The following is a 19,895-nucleotide window of genomic DNA, read 5'->3' as shown; positions in this document are numbered from 1 at the left end:
GGGACTGTCTCATTGGCCTTGAATCGTGACGCAGGGAAAGTTGTACAACAGAGAAGGTAGACGTGGAAATGGCGGCGGCGGGACGTTCAGCAGGACGACTGCGACCAGCACTGCGACTAGCAGGACGACCATCGGGACAGGCAGTGAAAGATGGTTGAGGCAGCCAATCCTGCATTTGTGCAGGAATTTACGCTCGACGTGAGAATGGAAAGCTGTATTTATGCAGTTTTCCGGCAAGTCGAGCTGGCAGAACCAAGGCGGGGCTGTCTCGTCGAAGCTAAAAAACTGCTGATGGGACAGCCCCTTGCTTGTCTTCCCTTCTTATTCATGCCGTCCTCTGTATTCATGCGGTGTCGAGGCTTCGCTCCACGGCATCGGTCTCGGCAGCCGCGCAGCCCGCCAGTTCATAAGGCAAGCAAAGCGGAACGCCGGTCCTTGGATCGGGCACGATATCCGCCTCGATGCCGAATACCTCCCGCAGCACCTGCGGTGTCATCACTTCTGCCGGCGTTCCCTCGCTAACGACCGCCCCCGCTCTGATCGCGACCATATGCTGGGCATAACGGGAGGCATGATTCAAATCGTGGACGACCATGACGATCGTCCGCCCTTCCTCCCGATTCAGCTTATGCAGCAGTTGGAGCACCTCAAGCTGATGGGCCATATCAAGAAACGTCGTAGGCTCGTCAAGGAACAGAATGTCCGTCTGCTGGGCCAGCGCCATCGCAATCCAGGCGCGCTGCCGCTGGCCTCCGGACAATTGATCGACGGGACGCTCGCGGAAGGCGTTCATGCCCGTCATCGCGACAGCCCAAGCGACGGTATCCCGATCCTCCGCCGACATCGTGCCGAATCCCTTCTGATGCGGGAAGCGGCCGTATCCGACCAGCTCGGCGACCGTCAATCCGTCCGGGGCCGACGGATTCTGCGGCAGGATGGCAAGCTGCTTCGCCACCTCCTTCGTCGACATCGAGTGAATGGAGCGGCCGTCCAGCAGCACGCCCCCCGAGCTGGGCCCCATAATGCGGGCCATCGCTTTCAGAATCGTGGATTTCCCGGAGCCGTTCGCTCCGACGAGGGCCGTTATTTTGCCGTGCGGAATGGACAGATTCAAGTTGTGCACAATCGCCCTCTCGCTGTAACCAATGTCGAGCTTCTGTGTTTCAAGCCGTCCCTTCATCTTCGTTCTGCTCCCTTCGCTCCGGTATTTTATATTATACAATTCGTGAAATACGCGTTTAAGAAGGCAGGTTTTCGCACCTCTATAATCTATGAAATCAGCATGCCAGCGCCGAACTGAGCCTGATGCAGCCGGTAGTAGATGCCCCGGGCGGCGAACAGCTCCTCATGCTTCCCTTGCTCCGTAATGCCCTGCTCGGTGACGACGACGATCCGATCCGCATTCTTGATCGTGGCCAGCCGATGCGCGATGACGAGCGTCGTCCTTCCCTGCGACAGCGCGGACAGCGCCTCCTGAATCGCGGCCTCGGTCTCCGTATCCAGCGCCGACGTCGCTTCGTCCAGAATGAGGATGGCCGGATTCTTCAGGAACATGCGGGCAATCGACAAGCGCTGCTTCTGACCGCCCGACAGCTTGACGCCGCGCTCCCCGATAAGCGTATCCATCCCTTGCTCCAGCGACAGGATCAGCTCCTCCAGTTGCGCCTGACGCGCGGCTTTCCAAATTTCTTCCTCGCTCGCGCCGAGCTTGCCGTACGCGATGTTTTCCCGAATCGTGCCGTCGAACAGGAATACGTCCTGCTGCACGATCCCGATATGGGAACGAAGCGATTCGAGCGTTATGTCCCGAATATCTGTCCCGTCAATCGATATCGAGCCCGCGTCGATCTCATAGAAGCGCGGCAGCAGGCTGCACAGCGTCGTCTTGCCTGCGCCGGAAGGGCCGACGAGCGCGACGGTTTCGCCCGCCCGAATGGTCAAGTCGATGCCGTTCAGAATTTTCTCCTTGTTCTCATAGCCGAAGCTGACGCCGCTGTAGCGAATATCCCCCTTCGGCTTGCCAATCGGCCGGGCATCGGGAGCCGTCTCCAATAGCTCGAGGTAACGCTTGAAGCCGGCGATCCCCTTCGGATACATTTCGATGACCGCGTTGATCTGCTTGGTCGGGCCGAGAAATACGTTAGACAGCATAACGAAGGCAATGAATTCCCCGTACGTCATCTGCTCGTTAATGACATACCATGTGCCGCATACGAGCACGAACAGCGAGATGAGCTTCATCAGAATGAAGCTGATCGAGGAGTTCCAGGCCATAATCTTGTACGTGATGAGCTTCGTCAACCGGAAGCGGGCGTTGTTCTCGGCGAAGCGGCGAATTTCATGCTTTTCGTTGGCGAACGCCTGAACGACCCGGATGCCGCTCACATTATTCTCTACCCTCGCGTTATAGTCGGCGATATCGGCGAACATTCGCTTGAAGGCTTGCGACATTTTGCGGCTGAAGTAGAGCGACAGGTAAATCATGAGCGGCACGATGATGAATGTCAGCACGGCCAGCTCCCAGTTGATGCTCAGCATAATGCCGAAGGCGCCCGCCAGCGTCATGACGGCGATGAAGAGATCCTCCGGTCCGTGATGCGCAATCTCGCCGATGTCCATCAGATCGTTCGTCATGCGGGACACGAGATGGCCCGTCTTATTGTTGTCGAAGAAGCGGAAGGACAGCTTCTGCGCATGATCGAACAGCTTTTTGCGCATGTCCGTCTCAATGTTGATGCCCAGCTTGTGCCCCCAGTATGTAACGACGAAGTGCAGCCCGGCACTGACGACATAAATGGCCAGCAGCCCGAGGCAGGCATATAGAATCCAGCGCCAGTTGCCGCTCGGGAGCAGTTGATCGACGACGCCGTTGACGGCGACCGGAAAGGCCAGCTCCAGCAAAGCGGCCAGGATGGCGCAGGAGAAATCAAGAATGAACAGCCATTTATAGGGCTGATAGTAAGCAAAAAATCGTCGCAGCACAGTGATAACCTCTCTTTTCCTTCATGATCGGGACCTCTGTCCGCCGCTTGCTTACGCTTTGGAGCGAGCAAGCAGATAGAGAAAATAAGGGGCGCCGATAACGGCGACGACGATGCCTGTCGGCACCTCGGACGGCTGCAAAATCCAGCGGCCGATCGTATCTGCCGCCAGCACAAGCAGCGCGCCGGTCAGCGCGGATGCCGGCAGCAGGAGTTGATGCTTCGGTCCGACAAGGCGCCGGGCCAGATGCGGGCCGATCAGACCGACGAAGCCGATGCCTCCGCTCACGGCAACGCTGGAGCCGGCAAGGCCGACCGCCGCCCCGAGCAGCTTCAGCTGCTCGCGCGACACATTCGCGCCGAGTCCGGTCGCCATCTGCTCCCCCAGATTCAGCACATTCATGATGCGCGCCTTGCAGAATACGTAAGGCAGCAGCACGACGATGAACGGCAGCAGCGCCAGCACGAACTTCCAGTTCGTTCCCCAGATGCTGCCCGCCAGCCAAGTTGCCACGAATTGATACTTCTCCGGACTCAGCCGCAACGTCAGCACGATCATGGCGGCGCTGATGCCCGCCGCCACCGCTACGCCCGTCAGCAGCAGGCGCGTCGGCCGCATCCCTTCATGGCGCTTATAGGCAAGCGCGCAGATGAGGGCGGCCGTCAGTCCCGCTCCAATCCAGGCCAGCAGCGGCAGCAGGAACACCGGAGCGGCAGCCGTCGTCGGATAGAACGAGATGAACAGCATCACGATGAGTCCGGCGCCGGCGTTGATGCCGAGAATGCCCGGGTCGGCCAGCGCATTGCGGGAGATGCCTTGCATGACGCAGCCCGATACGGCCAGGCCTGCTCCGATAAGCAGGGAAAGCACGATGCGCGGTAGGCGGAATTCAAATAGAATCAACTGCTGCTTATCGGTTCCCGCTCCGAACAAGGTGCGCGCCAGATCCAGCGGAGACAGCCGGATGAATCCGGTATTCATGCTGACAATGAACATCGCAACAATCAATACTCCCAATATGGCCATAATCGCAAGGCTCCGGTTTCGCTTGCGGCGCTCGGGCGTCAATGATGTAATCTGTGCCATTTTGCTTACAGCTCCCTTCTTTCTTTACGCGCCAGGAAGAGGAAGAACGGAACGCCGATAAGCGCAATCAGCGCGCCGACAGGCGTCTCGAACGGCGGATTGATCATCCTCGCGGCCAGATCGGCGAATACGACGAGCAGGCTGCCGAATACCGCCGAGCAAGGAATAATCCAGCGATAGTCGACGCCGACCAGATAACGCGCCAGATGAGGGATAATGAGTCCGACGAAGCCGACCGCTCCGACAACGGACACGGCCGCCCCGGCCAGAATCAGGACAATGGCCGTCCCCGCCAGCTTCACCAGTCCGGTGCGCTGCCCCAGCCCTTTCGCGATCTCGTCGCCCAGACTGAGCATCGTAATCGAGCGCGAGATGGCGATCGCGCCGATCAGCGCGGCCGCTATCCAGGGGAACATAATTTTGAGCTGGAACCACTTCGTCCCGGCCACGCCGCCCGCATACCAGAAGGCCAGATCCTGCCCGATCTTGAAGTAGAGCGCGATTCCTTCGCTCAGCGCCGACAGCAGCGCGCTCAGCGCCGCTCCGGCCAGCACAAGGCGCACCGGCGTCAGTCCGCCCTTGGCCAGCGATCCGATGCCATAGACGAGCCCGGCCCCGAGTCCGGCGCCCAGGAAGCCGTACATAATCAAATACATGAACGGCAAGCCCGGGAAAAAAGCGAAGCAAATGGCCAGCATAAATCCGGCCCCGGCATTAAGCCCCAGCAGTCCGGAATCCGCCAACGGGTTCCGGGTCATGCCTTGCATGATGGCTCCGACCACAGCGAAGCAAGCTCCGACCATCGCCCCGCCCAAGACGCGCGGCAATCGGAGCTCTAGAATAATCTGATGCTGCGTCACATCGGGATTGAAGCGGAAGATCGCTTCCCATACGGTCGCGAACTTGATATCCGCCGCGCCGAACGATACCGATAAGACGAAGCCGAATGCCAACGCAATCAGGCCGCCTATAATAATGATGACGCCCGCCCGCGGACGCGACCGGAATTCGACTTTCTCCGGGACGGTTTCCTTGCGCAACGCGTTTGCTGCTTGATTCATGCATGTCACCCTTATGATAGTTGTGATATTGATTCTCATTTTCATCAATATCATTCTAGGTCGTTCGCACAGTGGTGACAATGGACAAACGAAAGCGATTTTTTGCACAAAATCAAAGGCTTTCCATGCCCCATCGGTGGATGGGGTTGCCGCCTAACTCCCTCAACCGCGGCCTATCGGCCATGCAAACGGCTTCCCGCCCCCCTTCGTTCTTCCCTTTTTCTTTTGCACAAAATAAAATGCGCCTCTTTTCGCCCGCCATTGAAAAGCCTGCATTTTTCTACTGCAATAACCAGTGATAATCATTATCAATTAGAGAGGAGCAGCATGTTGATGGTGGATGAGAAGAAGGCTTCCGCTAACTCCGCTCTTTGCTCTTTCATCTATCGAAGATCGAGCTGATCGAACGTCCTGTCGGATGGACCGGCGACATACATACGGAGAACAGCCATTCTCTGCTTATTTTTACAAGCGGCTCGGGAAGCTTCGCCGTGGATGGCCGTCCCTTCCATCTCGTCGCTGACAAATGCTGCTTGCTGGCGCCTGGAAGCGCGGCCCGCATCCGCAACGGATACGATAACGAAGATGATCATATCCGGCTCGAACCCCCGCATGCGGCCCCCAATTCCTGCTTCGCTTCAACCGGCTTCGTCTTCAGATCGCGCATTCCGCTGTAAAAAGCGGCGTACATCCCTGCCGGGCCTCCGCCGATAATGGTCACGTCATACAGTTCCATTGCTTCCTCCACGTTCCATTCCTCCCGTATGTATGATCCGGCCTGCTGATATTGATTCTCATTCACTCGCTTGCCATTGTATCCCGCCCGCTCCCGGCCGGCAATGGACAAACCAGAGCGTTTCTTTGTACAATTTCAATCATTATATCTGCTTGCGACGGAGGGATCGGAACGATGAAGTTGACAAGAAGCCAGCTCGCCAAGCTTGCCGGAGTCCATAAGGAGACGATCCGCTACTATGAACTCCAAGGCGTGCTGCCTGCCCCCGAACGGGCGCCCAACGGCTACCGAGTCTACACGGACGAGGATCGGGTCCGGTTAAAATTCATCAGGGACGCCAAGTCGCTCGGTTATTCGCTGAATGAAATCAAAGAAGCATTGCAGCTGCTGTCAACCCGAATGAAGGCCGATGACCTGAGAGAGGTGGTGCGGGACAAAATCGGCCAGCTTGAATCCAGAATCGAAGCGCTGCAGAAGATGAAGGGGCTGCTGACCGAACTGCTGGCGACCGCGGAGGAGGACATTGAGCAGTATTTGCAGACATTCCGTCCGCACGATGGGAACAGGACTTGACATTGTAGCATGCTACAGACTTTATACTACGGGTGACAACAACAGAAGAACCCGTTCCCTCAATCCGGGAGCGAGTTCGTTGCACTGGAGGTATGTATCATGACAGGATTGGAACTTGCCGTCATCGCCGCCAACCTGCTGGCGGCCGCATGGATCTGCTTCGGCAGGAAGGACAAGCGGCGGGATGCGGCGGCGCTGTCCGTTGTGGCCGCCGCTTGTCTGCTGCATGCCGGCATCGGCCCGCTTCGCCTGCAGATGCTTCCCGCCTACATCCTGGCCTTGCTTCTAGGCCTGATGCTGCTCACCCGACTCATTCGCTGCGGGAATGGCCGGCTCCGCCCGGCCCGCATCACGATCGCGGCGCTGTCGCTGCTCGTGCTGGCCTTGTCCGGGGCTTCCGCCTATTTGACGTATCTGTTCCCGGTCTTCGCCCTGCCGGAACCGACAGGCTCCTATGCGATCGGCACCGCATCCTATCACCTGGCCGATCCGAGCCGCGACATGACGATCGTCGAAGAGCTGGCCAGCAACGGATATATCGTCGTCGGCATCGATCACCCGTACACGTCCTCGGAGGTGAATTATCCCGATGGGAGGAGCGTGCTGTACCGCCCCGATCCGGAGTACCCTACTTCCGCGGCGAAGTATGAAGCGAACGTGACCGGGATTGACATTCGTTCCGAGGATGCCCGCTTCGTGCTGGACACGCTGACCGGATGGAACACCGGCACGGGCGATGCGGACCATCTGCTGCGCGGCAAGATCGACCTTGATCGGGCCGGCATTTTCGGACATTCCTATGGCGGGGCGACGACGGCCGAGACAATGGCCAAGGACAGCCGCTTCAAGGCCGGGGTAAGCCTGGAAGGCGGCTTCTGGGGCAGCGTGGCGCACACGGGCCTGAAGCAGCCGTTCATGTATATGCTGACATCCGATACGGCGGACATGATCCGGGAGCAGCTTGAAGGGAAGCAAGCCGCCGAAGACGGCGGAATCGGCCAGGGTACGCGGGAGAAGCTGTTCTACGAGGAATATATTCCCGATCTGCAGTCCGTCTTCGAGAAAAGCGCTGCCGACCGCTACTTGCTCGGCAAGGAAGCGCCGCTGCTGGACGGGCCGTCGTCTCCGTATCCCGAGGTGGAGTTCGATCCGAAGCTGACCGTGACCGGAGCGGCGGCAGCGCCCTCCCGGCAGGAGTAACATCCCGGCCGCGGCTCTCCGCCGCATCGGCGCGGAGACGCCCGCAAGCCTGCGGCGCCGTTCGCGGCAAGTGCCGGGTCCGCGCGGTCTTGAGCGCCATCCATATGCCTTAGCCCGCGAGGACCCCGCATGCTCCGGCGTTCCCTGCCTGATTCCCTTCACGTCACTCCGGCCCTGGCCCAAGGAACCCCCCGTCCGCCTAATCCTGCTCAATCACGGGCGGAATTCCCGGATACTTGACGACAGGCCATTTCGTCTTGCGGAGCGCCTTCATCAGCTCCGGCGAGCCATAGACATTGTCTCTCACCAGTTCATGCGGAGTCAGCGCCATCCATTGGTTGAGAGACACGTCGGCGAAGCGGTCGCTCTTGAACATTTCCAGGAACCACAAGCTGTCCGTCCCCGTGTTCTGAATGTAGTGGCCGAATGCGAACGGAACGTATCCGACGTCGCCCGCCCGGTAATTGAACGTCCTTGCCGAGCCGTTGCCCGCGAAGACCGTCATTCTTCCTTGACCGCTAAGATAGTACTGCCATTCGTCATTATTCGGATGCCAGTGCAACTCCCTCATCGCGCCGGGCTTAATCTCCACCAGGGCGGCGGCCACCGTAACGGATACGGGAAAGTTGGAGGAATCGACGATGCGGACGGAGCCTCCCGGCGTCGTCAGCGGAGGCTGGGCGAGCAGACGGTGGACGAAGCTCCGCTCGACGGTGCCGTTCGGGTCCGGCACTTGCTCCTCCGAGATCGGACCCGGAACCTCGTCCTGGAAAATATACAATTGCTCGGCCGGCACATGCTTAAATGCGCTGATCGGCACTCCGAAATTGGCCGACAGCACTTCCTTCGGGGTGTGCGCGAACCAATCGGAGATCGACAGAGTGTTCAGATCGGAAAAATTGCCGTCATCGAAGACAAGCAGGAACACGCAGCCTTCCTCCAGCCCTTGAATGGAATGAGGAATGCCCGGCGGGAAGTACCACAAATCGCCCGGACCGACATCGGCGATAAAATTGCGGCCATTCTGATCGACCGCCGTAATCCTCGCCCGGCCCAATATCATGAAGGCCCATTCGGCCTGCTGATGCCAATGAAGCTCTCTTACCCCTCCCGGCGTAAGACGCATGTTGACCCCGGCCAGCGTCTTCGCGACCGGCAGCTCCCGCACCGTAACCTCGCGGGACCAGCCTCCCTGATTCAACTGCATATGCGCGTCGGAGAACGAGAATTTCAAGTTCGGCACCAGTCCCTCGTCCGTAACCGGCGGCACGAACATATCCGGGTTCTCCCGATCGCGCATCACGTCGCGCGGGCCAAAGTCGGTTGCACCGGCGCCGTCGCTTTTCCGAATCGGATGCGGGATGCACTCCGGCTGCGCTTGCTTCGGATTGTGTTGCACCCGTTAACCACCTCCGCCTCAATTTGTTGTAGCCTGGCATCTTCCTGGATGAACCATTGAGGAGCTGTAGGTTATTTCCCCGCACAAAGTAAACCATATGAGGCGGCGGCAGTGATTATACCCGGAAATTGGAGAGACACACATGGAATACTCCCGTGGCGTGGCCGTTATCACGCATCATTTATCATTTATCCACATAGACGGAAATCTCGATCAGATTTTCATCCGGATCCCGCACATAGACCGAGATGATGCGGCCGACGGCGCCGGTGCGGACCACCGGTCCCTCTTCTATCGGAACGCCGCAAGATTCCAGATGCTCAATGATTTGTTCGATTGAGGTTTTCGTAATGAGGCATACGTCGGCAGAGCCCGGAACCGGCTTCCTCGCTCTCGGCTCGATGTCCTGCCCTGCTTCATGCAGATTGAATTTCTGCCTGCCGAACCGCAGCGCCTTCCGGTTGTCGCCGAAAGTAACGACTTCCATGTTCAGCACATGATGATAGAAATGAATCGTCTTTTCGATATCTTTTACGGTCAAAACGAGATGATCCAACGCTTCGATAGTCAACATTCGATCTCTTCCTTTCCTTACAAGCTTCCTGCGCTTAAGTCAAAGCGACAGCGGCAGACGGCGTTTCATCGGCATTTCGCCAGCAGCGTCCGACACATGAAGCTTAGATTTCGCTATAACTATCGTATTCTTATTCGTCAGCCGCCATGTCGATGGCAAGATACGACCAGCACATCCATATCGCGGGCATGGCGCAGCAGCGACCGGACCGTCGATCCGCGGACAAGCTCTGCCGCGAGCGTCCGCTTCCTGGGCTGCCCGACAATGAGCTGCGTCGCCCGGCATGCGGCCGCTTGGCGCAGAATGACTTGGTGTATCCGCTCCGACTTCGCCGCGCCATGAACCTGGAACGTCCCGCCCAAGCGAACGGTCATCTCCTCCAGCCGGGCGATCCGGCTTAGCTCTTCCTCCGCGGCTTCCCTTCCTTCGGGCCGCACATGGATCACATGCCATTCGGCCTTGAGGCGCCAGGAGATGCGGAATCCGCGGCGAATCAAGGTTTCCGCATGCCGGGCATTCGGGACGCAGACGATAATGGCCTCGTGCCGGCGCCATGGTCCGCGCAGGGAAGAGGTCCGCTCCCACGATTCCAGCCGATCGTCGACATCGTCCGCGATCTCCCGCAGAGCCAATTCCCGCAGGGCGATCAGGTTTACCGTCTTGAAAAAATGGCTTAATGCCTGTTCTATCTTCTCCTTCGCATAGATTTTCCCCTCCCTCATCCGCTGCCGCAGCATCTGCGGAGTCAAGTCAATAAGCTGGACTTCATCCGCCGCATGAAGCATGCGATCCGGCACCGTCTCGCGCACGCGAATGCCGGTCAACTGCGCTACGGCATCATTCAGGCTCTCCAGATGCTGCACGTTGACGGTCGAGATGACGGAAATTCCTGCGTTCAGCAGCTCAAGCACGTCCATATACCGCTTCTTCCGCGCGCTTCCCGGGACATTGGTATGAGCCAGTTCGTCCACGAGCACGACATCGGGCCGGGTTCGCAGCACCGCCTCCGTATCCATCTCCTCGAGGCGCGCTCCCCGGTATGTGACAATCCGGCGCGGCACGGTGGGGAGGCTCCCCACTTGGGCCTGCGTATCGCTGCGGCCGTGCGTCTCCAGCAGTCCAATCGCGACATGCAGCCCTTTGCGCTGCAGTTCATTGCCCTCGCGCAGCATCGCGTACGTCTTGCCCACGCCCGGAGCGGCCCCGACATAGACTTTGAAGATGCCTCGCTTCGGCGCGGCGCCCGCGGCCTCTCCTCGCGGCGAATCCGTCCGTCCCCGGCTCCCGGCGGCGGAGGGCTCCCTCATTTTGGCCGACAGCATGCGTTCCCCTTCATAATGGGAACGATCCGCCATGAAGAACAGATCGATGCGATCCATTTTCCGCAGCAAGCCATTGACCGCGGAGCCGTGCCAGAGCTCCTGGAGCCGGGTCCGCTTCGAATGGCCCAAGACGAGCCGGGTCGCCTGCCGCTCGGCCGCATAGCGGATAATCGCGTCTGGGAAGGAACGGCGCGAGGACAGCGGACGCTCCTCGAAGCGTCCGCCTACTTTCTCCGTCAGCTTCCGCATCGAACGCCGGAAGGCGATCTCCTCCCGGGACAGCTTTTTTCCTGCCTGAATGAACGCGGCGACCAGCATATCGCCATTAAGCCGCTTGGCGATCTGCTGGCCGCGGCGAATATAAAGGGAGCCGTTCCAGTGATACTGCACGGCGACGAGGATGCGCTCCGCCGAACCGGCCGGGCCGTCCATCCCCTTCGCTTCCCGGCGCTGCGCGAGCGAAGCGTGCGCGTCCTTGGCGACCAGCCGGAGCGCAAGCTCCCGCAGCAGCGCCACATGATCGCGCCGGAACGCGGGGGCATCCCTAACCTTCGCCCCTTCCTCACCAGCGCTCGCAGCCGCGGACAATCGGGCCATCATCGTCTCGGGAGTGACGTCGATGAGCCTCACTTCATCGGCCAGCGCCAGCACGTCGGCGCTGACCGCGGCTTCGCCCCCGAGGCACGGCAAGGCGCGGGCTTCTTCATTCGCCCCGTCCAGCTCATAGACGTTCACCGTCGTAATGACGCTGATGCCGCGGGCCAGCAGGCAGCGGATATCGTCAAGCCTCGTTCGGCGGCGCGCTTCCGGGCGGTTGCGATGGGCCAGGCCGTCAATGAGCAGCACGTCCGGATGGCGGGCCAGGATCGCCTCCACATCGAGATCCTGCTTGCCGGCATTCCCTGGGGGCCACGGAATGCCGGGAATGGATTCAAGCTCCGTACCCGGCTCCGCCAGGCCGCCCGGGAATAACCCCGGTCCGCCCGCGACGGCCACATCGACGCCCCGGCGCTTCAGCAGTTGACCTTCCTGCAGCAGCTCATACGTCTTCCCGCAGCCGTTGACCGGGCCGATATACAGCTTCAATCTTCCATGCCGCTGCTTCGGGACCGTCAGCCCTTGTTCTTCCGGCCTCTGGCGCCATTCCTCTTCCATGCGTGATCCCTCCTTCAGGGGAGGCCCTGCTTGTGCCCTGACGACGAATGCGTATCGCTTATAGGCAAGCGGTGCAGGGCCATCGGTTACCGGTTCAACATCGTCCGGAGATCCAGATTCAGGGCCAGCACATTCACCCGCGGCTCGCCGAACAACCCGAGATCGCGTCCTTCCGTATGCTCGGCAACCAGCTTTTCCAGCTCCGCCGGCGCGATTCCGGTCAAGCCGCTGATGCGCGGAATCTGAACCCGCGCCGCTTCCGGCGTTATATGCGGGTCCAGCCCCGATGCGGAGTTGGTGACCAGATCGATCGGAAGCCGAGCGGCCGGCACCGCCGGATTGCTGCGCTCCCAATCGCGGACGGACGCTTCCATCCGCCCCAGCAGCTCCGGATTGGACGGAGCATAGTTATTCGAGCCGGACGCTTCCGCCTGATAGCCGATGCTCGATATCCGGCCGTGGAAATAGCGCGGATCGTCGAACGGCTGGCCAATCAGCTCGGAGCCGATGACGGCTCCGCTGCTGTCGCGGATAAGACTTCCGTTGGCTCGTTCCGGCACCAGGGCCTGCAGCAATCCGGTGCATGCGAGCGGATAGAGAATGCCGCACAGCACGATGAAGACGACGCTGATTCGCGCCAAGCTGATGACAGCCGCTGCGCCGCTTCGGGCCGCCGGCTCCTGTGGCGCCTGTGCAGAATGGTTCATCATATTTCATCCTTCCTTCCCGATTCGGTTATACCCACAGATGAACGACCAGATCGATCAGCTTGATGCCGATGAATGGCGCTGCGATACCGCCGAGGCCATAGATGAGCAGATTGCGGCCGAGCAGCCGTCCGGAGCTCACCGGACGATAGGAGACGCCCTTCATCGCCAGCGGAATCAGCAGCGGAATAATAATGGCATTAAATAGCAATGCCGATAATATTGCCGACATGGGCGAGCCGAGATCCATCACATTCAGCATCTTCATCTCGGGAATGGCGACCATGAACATCGCGGGGATAATCGCGAAATACTTCGCGATATCGTTCGCGATGCTGAAGGTGGTCAGCGCGCCGCGGGTCATGAGCAATTGCTTGCCGATCCCTACCACTTCGATGATCTTCGAAGGGTCGGAATCGAGATCAATCATATTGGCCGCTTCCTTCGCCGCGATCGTGCCGCTGTTCATCGCCAGCCCCACATCGGCCTGGGCCAGCGCCGGCGCGTCATTCGTGCCGTCCCCGGTCATGGCGACCAGTTTGCCGGCCGCCTGCTCCCGGCGGATGACGGCGATCTTGTCCTCGGGCTTGCTCTCCGCGATAAAGTCGTCCACGCCGGCTTCGGCGGCGATGGTCGCGGCCGTCAGCGGGTTGTCGCCCGTGCACATAATCGTCTTGATGCCCATCTTGCGGAGCTGCTCGAAGCGTTCGCGCATGCCCGGCTTGACCGTATCCTTCAAATAAATCAGTCCGACGATCCGCCCGTCTGCCGCGACCGCGAGCGGGGTGCCGCCCTGTGAGGCGATCCGGTTCCCCTGCTCGTCCAGATCCGCGGGAATCGTACCGCCTTGGGCAGCCGCCCATTTTTTGACCGCATCGACGGCTCCTTTGCGCACGCGGCGACCGTCCTTCAGATCGACCCCGCTCATGCGGGACTCCGCCCGGAATTCAATCCACTCTCCGCCCTCCGCAAGGGCAGGATCGAACGCAAGATTTTCCTTCTTCATCAACTCCAGCATGGAGCGGCCTTCCGGCGTATCATCGTTCATGGAGCTAATCGCGGCCCATTCGGCCACGGTTCGCACCTGTTCATTCCCGACAGGCACGAACTCGCTTGCCATCCGGTTGCCGAAGGTGATCGTGCCGGTCTTGTCGAGGATCATCGTGTTGATATCCCCCGCGGCCTCCACCGCTTTCCCGGACATCGCCAGCACATTGTACTGCGTCACCCGGTCCATGCCGGCAACGCCGATGGCGGACAGCAGCCCGCCGATCGTCGTCGGAATCAGACAGACGAGCAGCGCAATGAGAACCGCCGCATCGATCTGAATATTCAGGTAGGACGCAATCGGGGCCAATGTCACGACCACAATCAGGAAAATAAGCGTCAAGCTGATCAGCAGCGTATTGAGCGCGATCTCGTTCGGCGTCTTCTGCCGCTTCGCTCCTTCGACGAGCGAGATCATCCGATCCAGGAACGTATCCCCCGGATCGCTCGTGATCCGCACCTTGATGGCATCGCTGACAACGCGCGTGCCGCCGGTCACCGAGCTGAAATCGCCGCCGGCTTCCTTGATGACGGGAGCCGATTCCCCCGTAATCGCGGATTCGTCCACGGAGGCGAGACCCTCGATAACTTCTCCGTCGCCGGGAATCACTTCCCCTTGCGAGACGAGGACGATATCTCCCTTGCGCAGCTCCGACGCGGATACTGCGGCGGTGCCGTTCTCTGTCACTTTGTTCGCCATGATGTCCTGCTTCGATTTTTTCAGAGCGCCCGCCTGGGCCTTGCCCCGCCCTTCCGCCAACGCCTCCGCGGCATTGGCGAACAGCAGCGTGAACAGCAGGATCAGGAACACGGCCAGATTGAAGCCCATATTCTCCTTCGTGCCGAAATAGCCCGGGAACAACAGCATCAGCAGGACGACGAAGGTTCCTGCCTCGACGACGAACAAGACGGGATTTCTCATCATCGTCACCGGATTCAGCTTCCGCAGGCTGTCCTTCCCTGCCTGCTTGACGATATCCTTCGTCAGCATGCGCTTGCGATTCGTTGTATTCATATCCGATTCACCTCACAGATTCCGGAGCGTCAGATGCTCCGCGATAGGACCAAGCACGGCAGCCGGGAGGAACGTAAGCGCCCCGATTATCAATACCGTTCCGACCAAAATGCCGACGAAAAGCTTGTTATCGGTCCGGAACGTGCCGGCCGTCTCGGGAACCGGCTGCTTGCGCAGCAGCGATCCGGCGACGGCAAGCAGAGCGATCATCGAGATGTAGCGCCCCAGCAGCATGACGAGCCCGGTCGACAAATTCCAGAACGGCGTGTTGTCCCCCAGCCCTTCGAAGCCGGAACCGTTGTTGGCGGCCGAAGAAGTATACTCGTACAACACCTGGGTAATCCCGTGGAAGCCCGGATTCGTAATGGCTTCCCGGCCCGGATCCGTAAGGAACGCAATCGCGGTCGGCGCCAATATGATAAGCGGATGCGCCAGGATCGCGATCGCAATCAGCTTCATTTCCTTCGCTTCAATCTTCCGGCCCAAAAACTCGGGAGTGCGGCCGACCATCAGTCCGGCGAGGAACACCGCCAGGATCGCATACATCAGCATGTTCACCAGGCCGACGCCATCCCCGCCGAATACGCAGTTCAGCATCATCTGCGCGAGCGGCGCCAATCCGCCGAGCGGAGTTAGCGTGTCGTGCATATTGTTGACCGAACCGGTCGTCGCGGCGGTTGTCACCGTGGTGAACAGGGCGGACTGGGCGATGCCGAAGCGCACTTCCTTGCCTTCCATATTGCCTTGGGACGCATCCACCCCGAGCGCGCTCCATGCGGGATTGCCCGCGCTCTCGGCATAGTAGGCCAGGCTCAGGAACAGCAGGAACAGAATGGACATCGCGCTGAAAATGACCCATCCCTGCTTCCGGTTCGCGGCGAAGCGGCCGAAGGTATACGTAAGCGCGGCCGGAATGCACCACATCATCAGAATTTCAAGCACGTTCGTCAGCGGAGACGGATTCTCGAACGGATGCGATGAGTTGACGCCGAAGAAGCCGCCCCCATTCGTCCCGAGATGCTTAATGGACACGAGCGATGCGACCGGTCCCGCTGCGATATGCTGCGTAACGCCCTGAAGCGTCGCCGCTTCCGCCGCCGGAGCGAGCGTCTGCGGCACCTTGAGCGCCCCCAGCACAAGCGCCATCACGATGGCGAGCGGCAGGAGAAGACGCGTGTGCGCCTTGACGAAATCGGTGAAAAAGTTGCCGATGGCCCGGCCCGTCAAGCCTCGCATGAACGCGATCGCCACCGTCAAGCCGGTTGCGGCGGAAGTGAACATCATCATCGTAATGACCGCCATTTGCGAGAAATACGATAATCCCGTCTCGCCGCTGTAATGCTGGAGATTCGTGTTGGTCATGAAGCTGATGACCGTATTGAACGCCAGCGTGTGCTCCATCCGATCCGTTCCGTTCGGATTCAGCGGCAGCAGATGCTGCACCCGCAAAATCACGTAGCTGATCCCGACAAGCATCAGGTTCGTGGCGAGCAGGCTAAACATATATTTTTTCCAGTTCATATCCGGACGGCGGGCCAGCCCGCCCAATCTGTAAATGGCGTTCTCCACCCGCCCGAAGAGCCGGTCCGTCCGATTCGGTTCATTGGAGAACACATGGTATATATAAGTGCCGAGCGGCTTCACCAGCAATAACAGCGCCAGCAGCACGACGGCGATTTGCAACCAGTCCATAGAGCTTGCCTCCCTTTTTCCTTCCGCCGATTCAAAATTTCTCCGGATGAACCAGAGCATAGCCTAAATAGAAGAAGAGAAAGACAGCAATCATCCCGATGACGATCATCCGCGCTCTCCTCCTTCATCGACGACCCGCCCGCACCAGGCCAAGAAGCCATAGAACAGGGCGAATGCCGCAGCAATAAGCACGGCCATAACGAGATCAGACATGCGGATACCTCCTTAGGAATAAGCGGCCAGATCGTCCGTTACCAGGAACGAATAATTCCGGCTCGAGGTGTAAATGACATAGTTCGCGCCCAGCCCGCGGTAGATGAGCCGCGGATTTTGATTTGCCGTGATGACATAAATCGGCTTCGACGTCCAGCTTCGGCAGATTTGCAGATACCGGCAGCACAGATTCAAGCTTCGTTCGAACAAATAGATTTTGCCGACGGGCAACTGCGGGATGACCCATGTTTTCTCATCGGCCGTATGGAGCAGTATCAGATGACGAGCGCCCAGGGCGCGCATCCGCTTCAGCTCCGCACGGTTATTCGCCAAGACGGCGAAGGGAATATCCTTCTCCAGCAGAAGCTTGACGAAGGCTTCGCCTGCGGCATTCGGCGCAGACACCAGTACGACTTCCTGTTGATCCATTTCTTCTCTCCTCCGATTCTTCGTCCGGAGACAGCAACAAAAAAGAAGCCGGCAACAAGAGGAACTCTTCTCGCGGCTTCCAGGCACAGCAAAAATAACCGTGTCTTTCACGACGTTCGTTGCCTCTCTCGGTACGCTTACGAGGTTAGCTGTCGGATTCGGGCGAGAGAGTCGCCCTACCTCGGGACATGGCGCATCATTTGCGCCGCCGCATGCCCCGGGATTCACCCCATGAATGTGCGCAGACATCCGGTTGGTTCCCCCGTTCCCTGCCGTGCAGGAATTCAGCGATACAGACAATCATGTGCGGTTGGCATGAAAAAAGCCGCAGAGGAGCCCCCCTGCGGCCGCATTGGTCACAAGTTCATCATCCTCTCCCTCATGAGCGAAGCAGCCGCGGATCGCGGAATGCCGCACTCAACAACGCTTACGAGGTTAGCTGACGGATTCGGGCGGTGAGAGTCGCCCTACCTGAGTGATGCGGCCCTAGGCGCCGCGCTCAGGATTCACCCCATGTGCCGCTGATCGACTCTCACACCGATCAGGCCGCACCGTTGGTTCCCCCGCTTTCCTTGCGGAAACTCAGCGATTGTGAAATGAAAATATTTGAAATTCATGAATCGTATATTACGCTTGCCTCCAGGCTTTGTAAAGGCAGCGGAAAGGCATAAAAATACCTTTTTGGCAAGATTAAAGAAAACGGCAGCGTTTACAAACGGCACTTTCTTTGCCTGCCTCGCTGTAGCTCGTGTTTTCGCGGTTATCCTAATTCGGCGGGAGAGCATCCTCTCTTCGCGGGAACATCGGGCTTCATTGGACCGCTCCCGGCTCCCGAAATGCACAAAAAAACCGTTCCTTGCCTATGATGACGGCGATGCCTCCATCTGACCCAGAAACGGTTTCTTTATGTGTTTGGACGGCCCTTCCGTCCGTCTATTCAAGCTTTGACGACAAATGAAAATCCTTCGATCTCCTCGGCCGCCTCTTCGAACAGCTCGAACACCTTGCGGCCGTACTCGCCCAATCTTTGCTCGCTTGCCTCATAATCGAGCCAGGTGACCGTAAGCGGCAGCTCGACATACCCGGCCAGACAATCCCAGAGCGCGTCCAGGTTGCGGCCGTAATGCTCCGGCAATTCCAGCGCTTCCTGCAGGAACGCATGCAACTGCTCCTTGCTCTCGATGGAGCTCCCCTCCACGACGACGTTGCGCACGGAACGTCCCCCCTTTCTCATTCTATCGGTTCGAACGTCTCATAGTGATCCTCGGTCTTATAGATCAGCCCGTCGTTGGAAAATAAAATTCTATCCTTCCCCCGGTGGCCCTTCGTATAGTTGATATCGGCTTCATACCAGATTCTGCCCTTTTTCTTGGGCAGCTTCCCTTCCCGGTTGCGGAAGATGTCGCCCCCGATGCTTTTGCCTGGAGCTACCTCGTGCAGATTGCCTTGGCGGGCATCCCAGCCCAACCTCCTGGCTTCCTCCTTGGTGATGAAGTTATCCGGCAATTGGTGGTGCGCCTTGATATAGTTCGCAACCTCTTCGAAGCCGGTCAGCTCCTGCTTGCCCGAATCCGGAATGGCGGACGGTTTGCTGTCAAGACCGCAGCCGGCCAGCAGCAGCAGGCTCAATAGAAAGACCAGTACGGATTTGATGACTTTCAACGATGTCAACCCCGCTTCGCTCTTCGTAGAGCAGGAGGCTTCATGAACCTCTTCCTGCCCTCTCGCTGTAGTATCATATATCTTTTCTCTATTTTCAACCCCTTGCCGGCAAATGTCCCTCCCCTTCCGCTTCTATCAAAATCTAGGTGGCTGTCTGCGGGTAGAATGTCCAATCAAGACCAAAACGCCTTGCATATGATGCCATTAGGTTCGACATTAATGAGAGAGAGGAGCTGAGACTCATGTCTCATGGATGCAAAGGCGAAGAGTTTTGCCCGACAAAAGCGGTTTTCGATCCGCCGCAATATATCTTCAACAAAACGTACCATCCGCAGCAGGTCGACGTGATTCATCAGATCGAGGTCATTAATCAACATTTCTGCGTGCCGGTGTTCAAGCATGTCTATTCCGTAAAAGAGAAGGATGTATTTTGCTCCAGCACAAGAAAACGGAGAAAATCTAGAAGATAATAATTATTTCCATTTCGCTCCTTATCATTGACAAACGGATGAAACAAGACATGTGATAACAACGTAAATTTCATAAAATCCTCGTTAGGTGAGGCTCCTATACGAACATAGGCCACTGCCCGGAAATATCGAAAGATGCCAATGGGTAGAACAGGAACTGCCGGATTAAGGCTTTTCTTAAGGTGGCTAAGAGCGGCCGCTCTTTACGTTGTATAGTGCTAAAACTAGACTAGGGGGAGCAATAGACGTTGTAGTCTCTATTTCTGCGCGTATTCAACCCTCTAGCTCTGCTGGAGGTTTTTATTATCTGTTGATAAAGGGGGAATATGTCCATGGACAGCGGATCGAGCAGCCATCAGCCGCATAGGCGCCAACATCCTGTACTGAGGAAGAGCCGTCTGCTTGCCGCTCTTCAAGCGATACCCGACTTATTATATTCCCCCGAAAAAAATCGATGGCGGCGGGTTTATTTAAGTATGCGTATGTGACTTGAGCGGCATCGGTATACGGTTCCGGCTCCCTCTGGATTACAGGGGGAGCTTTTTTATGTATGTTCAAAACGAATCGATACC

18 protein-coding genes, 1 pseudogene and 3 riboswitches are annotated in these 19,895 nt (G+C 58.5%); of the genes and pseudogenes, 4 read left to right on the top strand and 15 right to left on the bottom strand.

What is annotated here, in order from left to right; translation table 11 throughout:
* Positions 1-343: 343 nt before the first annotated feature.
* From ABD76_RS02050 to ABD76_RS02035, 4 genes are all read right to left on the bottom strand, one after another.
* Positions 344-1,180 (bottom strand): ABC transporter ATP-binding protein, encoded by an 837-nt coding sequence (locus ABD76_RS02050; RefSeq protein WP_197253875.1) that lies wholly within the window; start codon positions 1,178-1,180, stop codon positions 344-346.
* Between the two features lie 89 nt (positions 1,181-1,269).
* Positions 1,270-2,982 carry an ABC transporter transmembrane domain-containing protein gene (locus ABD76_RS02045; RefSeq protein WP_197253873.1) on the bottom strand — a complete coding sequence of 571 codons (1,713 nt, stop codon included), beginning with the start codon at positions 2,980-2,982 and terminating at the stop codon, positions 1,270-1,272.
* A gap of 51 nt (positions 2,983-3,033) precedes the next feature.
* On the bottom strand, positions 3,034-4,068 hold the full coding sequence (locus ABD76_RS02040; RefSeq protein WP_197253871.1) for a FecCD family ABC transporter permease: 1,035 nt from the start codon (positions 4,066-4,068) through the stop codon (positions 3,034-3,036).
* A gap of 5 nt (positions 4,069-4,073) precedes the next feature.
* Positions 4,074-5,129, bottom strand: a complete 1,056-nt coding sequence (locus ABD76_RS02035) for a FecCD family ABC transporter permease (RefSeq protein ID WP_197253869.1) — start codon at positions 5,127-5,129, stop codon at positions 4,074-4,076.
* 491 nt (positions 5,130-5,620) lie between these two features.
* On the opposite strand from ABD76_RS02035, the gene ABD76_RS30805 reads away from it, so the two are divergent.
* Positions 5,621-5,806 carry a hypothetical protein gene (locus ABD76_RS30805; RefSeq protein ID WP_420901908.1) on the top strand — a complete coding sequence of 62 codons (186 nt, stop codon included), beginning with the start codon at positions 5,621-5,623 and terminating at the stop codon, positions 5,804-5,806.
* Here ABD76_RS30805 and ABD76_RS02025 read toward each other — a convergent pair.
* A pseudogene (locus ABD76_RS02025) lies at positions 5,749-5,877 on the bottom strand (thioredoxin reductase); the annotation flags it as partial. The gene ABD76_RS30805 and the pseudogene ABD76_RS02025 overlap by 58 nt on opposite strands.
* Positions 5,878-6,039: 162 nt before the next feature.
* Between ABD76_RS02025 and ABD76_RS02020 the strand changes: the two are divergent.
* Both ABD76_RS02020 and ABD76_RS02015 read left to right on the top strand, forming a co-directional pair.
* Positions 6,040-6,438 carry a MerR family transcriptional regulator gene (locus ABD76_RS02020; RefSeq protein ID WP_197253867.1) on the top strand — a complete coding sequence of 133 codons (399 nt, stop codon included), beginning with the start codon at positions 6,040-6,042 and terminating at the stop codon, positions 6,436-6,438.
* Between the two features lie 99 nt (positions 6,439-6,537).
* Positions 6,538-7,638: an alpha/beta hydrolase gene (locus ABD76_RS02015; protein ID WP_197253865.1), complete on the top strand. Its 1,101-nt coding sequence runs from the start codon at positions 6,538-6,540 to the stop codon at positions 7,636-7,638.
* A 199-nt stretch (positions 7,639-7,837) separates the two neighbouring features.
* Here ABD76_RS02015 and ABD76_RS02010 read toward each other — a convergent pair whose 3' ends face one another.
* The 10 genes from ABD76_RS02010 to ABD76_RS01965 all read right to left on the bottom strand — a co-directional run bounded on the left by ABD76_RS02010 (position 7,838) and on the right by ABD76_RS01965 (position 18,853).
* Positions 7,838-9,037: a cupin domain-containing protein gene (locus ABD76_RS02010; protein WP_197253862.1), complete on the bottom strand. Its 1,200-nt coding sequence runs from the start codon at positions 9,035-9,037 to the stop codon at positions 7,838-7,840.
* A 184-nt stretch (positions 9,038-9,221) separates the two neighbouring features.
* A complete protein-coding gene (locus ABD76_RS02005; protein WP_197253860.1) occupies positions 9,222-9,611 on the bottom strand; it encodes a VOC family protein in 390 nt (129 codons plus the stop codon).
* 137 nt (positions 9,612-9,748) lie between these two features.
* Positions 9,749-12,088 (bottom strand): universal stress protein, encoded by a 2,340-nt coding sequence (locus ABD76_RS02000; RefSeq protein ID WP_197253857.1) that lies wholly within the window; start codon positions 12,086-12,088, stop codon positions 9,749-9,751.
* Positions 12,089-12,174: 86 nt separating this feature from the next.
* Entirely contained in the window at positions 12,175-12,795 is a 621-nt protein-coding gene (gene kdpC, locus ABD76_RS01995; protein WP_420901905.1) for a potassium-transporting ATPase subunit KdpC, read from the bottom strand.
* Between the two features lie 28 nt (positions 12,796-12,823).
* Complete coding sequence (gene kdpB, locus ABD76_RS01990; RefSeq protein ID WP_197253853.1) at positions 12,824-14,857, bottom strand: potassium-transporting ATPase subunit KdpB; 2,034 nt, start codon at positions 14,855-14,857, stop codon at positions 12,824-12,826.
* A gap of 12 nt (positions 14,858-14,869) precedes the next feature.
* Positions 14,870-16,549 (bottom strand): potassium-transporting ATPase subunit KdpA, encoded by a 1,680-nt coding sequence (gene kdpA, locus ABD76_RS01985; protein WP_197253851.1) that lies wholly within the window; start codon positions 16,547-16,549, stop codon positions 14,870-14,872.
* 31 nt (positions 16,550-16,580) lie between these two features.
* Positions 16,581-16,643, bottom strand: a complete 63-nt coding sequence (locus ABD76_RS30800; protein WP_420901907.1) for a potassium-transporting ATPase subunit F — start codon at positions 16,641-16,643, stop codon at positions 16,581-16,583.
* 131 nt (positions 16,644-16,774) lie between these two features.
* Positions 16,775-17,191, bottom strand: a complete 417-nt coding sequence (locus ABD76_RS01975; RefSeq protein ID WP_197253850.1) for a hypothetical protein — start codon at positions 17,189-17,191, stop codon at positions 16,775-16,777.
* Positions 17,192-17,309: 118 nt separating this feature from the next.
* A riboswitch (cyclic di-AMP (ydaO/yuaA leader) is annotated at positions 17,310-17,491 on the bottom strand.
* Between the two features lie 109 nt (positions 17,492-17,600).
* A riboswitch (cyclic di-AMP (ydaO/yuaA leader) is annotated at positions 17,601-17,789 on the bottom strand.
* A gap of 339 nt (positions 17,790-18,128) precedes the next feature.
* Positions 18,129-18,404 carry a barstar family protein gene (locus ABD76_RS01970; protein WP_197253848.1) on the bottom strand — a complete coding sequence of 92 codons (276 nt, stop codon included), beginning with the start codon at positions 18,402-18,404 and terminating at the stop codon, positions 18,129-18,131.
* A 17-nt stretch (positions 18,405-18,421) separates the two neighbouring features.
* Positions 18,422-18,853, bottom strand: coding sequence for a ribonuclease domain-containing protein (locus tag ABD76_RS01965; protein WP_197253943.1), 432 nt, complete (start codon positions 18,851-18,853; stop codon positions 18,422-18,424).
* A gap of 242 nt (positions 18,854-19,095) precedes the next feature.
* On the opposite strand from ABD76_RS01965, the gene ABD76_RS01960 reads away from it, so the two are divergent.
* Positions 19,096-19,323: a hypothetical protein gene (locus ABD76_RS01960; protein ID WP_197253846.1), complete on the top strand. Its 228-nt coding sequence runs from the start codon at positions 19,096-19,098 to the stop codon at positions 19,321-19,323.
* Positions 19,324-19,396: 73 nt separating this feature from the next.
* Positions 19,397-19,566, top strand: a riboswitch (M-box (ykoK) riboswitch).
* The last annotated feature ends 329 nt before the right edge of the window (positions 19,567-19,895 follow it).

The organism is Paenibacillus dendritiformis (assembly GCF_015845845.1).
Taxonomy (GTDB): domain Bacteria; phylum Bacillota; class Bacilli; order Paenibacillales; family Paenibacillaceae; genus Paenibacillus_B; species Paenibacillus_B dendritiformis_C.
Note: the sequence above shows the minus strand (reverse complement) of the source record. Positions and strands in the feature narration are given on the sequence as shown.